This window comes from Flavobacterium agri (assembly GCF_013401995.1).
In the GTDB taxonomy this organism is placed as follows: Bacteria; Bacteroidota; Bacteroidia; order Flavobacteriales; family Flavobacteriaceae; genus Flavobacterium; species Flavobacterium agri.
The window spans coordinates 3,730-5,262 of record NZ_JACBJI010000012.1 but is presented as its reverse complement, the minus strand read 5'-3'; the positions used below and the strand labels follow the sequence as shown (position 1 = coordinate 5,262).

Below are 1,533 nucleotides of genomic sequence, written 5' to 3'. Positions count from 1 at the left end.
CTTGCGCCGGACCGCTAACCGCCGCTAATTTTGATCGCGGCTTCTAGGTGAATTGAACGTCTAATTCTTTAACTTCGTTTCCGTTCGGCAGACATTACTCTCTCCGAATTTAGCCGCGACCAAAATTAGCGGCCTAACGTTAGTGGAAACCGCCCCAATTACGTTTTGGGAAATTATTGCAAGTATCTCTTTTCAAGTTGTTCGATTTTAGTTATATGCGGCGACATTTTTCGTCGGTTACGATATTGCAAATTTGTTAAATCTAAAACCGCTCTGGCAATTCCTGCTTGCGCCCAAGCTTTAAATGGACCTGTCTGCCAGTAATCGTTCTCAATTTTGCTAAAATGGGGCTTCACTTTTATCCATGCTTCCGCCAAATCGCTTAGCGAGATGTTGTGTGATATTAATTCATTTAACAGAACACCGGTAGATTCTATATCCTTTTTGCGTTTTGGAAAATTTGAGTCCATAAAGGCTTGAAGCGAATCAATATTCAACTCCGCATCTTTGTAAAAATCGCTTTTCCTGTTATGAAGTTCTCGCCTATATTCCTCACTTTCCTTTTTCAAATCTTCAAACTGCTCATCGGCTTCCTCTAATTTAGCACTGATTCGATATAATTTCCTTCGAAATTGTTCAGGTGTTTGAGCCTCATTCTTATATGCTAAATTGTGTTCAATTTCAGCCCAGGCATGCATAAGAACAGTTCGAACCTGAATCTCACAACGCAAAACTGACAAGCCTTTAAAGTTTGGAGTTTTTTCCCAATCTTTTTTTATTGATGCCATCACATGGTGTGAGCGGTAACCGAATTGATCATACTTTAGGTTTTCTTGCTTATTCACCGACTCGTGAACATCGAATTCCTTTTCTAATATTTCAATTATTCTGTTCACGTCCTTTTGATAATAGCAAATAATCCGCACACCACAGACATCTTCAACCTCATTGGGATGTTCATAGCCTTTGCGCTCAATCTTTTCAACAAAAGATTCCACTTCTTTAACTCTATAGATTACCGAGAGCATTTTTATATTCGAGCTATCCAAAAGAATTTGTATTGATTCGGAAACATTTTTTCCGAGGCGCTCATATAAAGGAATCCCATCCTTGTAATCTTTAATATATCCGCTTTCCATATCTCAAAATATATTGGAAATTTAAATTAATTTTGAAAATTGCCTAATTTTAAACTGCGGCATCCACTAACCGCCGCTAACCGCCATTGCTGGGTTTCAGGTAAAATGAAGTGCTTTTTCCAATGCCATAAAACTAAAAATTTTTCTGCTTTATCAAACTAGAAAAATTCATTAGTTTTATTACTTTTCCGTTCGGCAGAGAATACAATCTCCGAAAGCCAGCAACGCTCGGTTAGCGGCCTAACGTTAGCTTCCAGCCACGTTTTCCGAGTCAAAAACAAATTTGCCGTTGGATATTCGTTTTTGCAAAGCTAATCGAAATCGAGTTCTGTAGCGACCGTAAAATCTGTGAACGAATTGCGCCGCAAAAAAAAATCTGAAAACCTTTTTGTTG

1 protein-coding gene is annotated in these 1,533 nt (G+C 38.4%); it reads right to left on the bottom strand.

Features of this window, described 5'->3' with window-relative positions:
* Positions 1 to 173: 173 nt before the first annotated feature.
* A complete protein-coding gene (locus HZF10_RS17520; protein ID WP_176007540.1) occupies positions 174 to 1,139 on the bottom strand; it encodes a GTP pyrophosphokinase in 966 nt (321 codons plus the stop codon).
* Positions 1,140 to 1,533 lie beyond the last annotated feature (394 nt).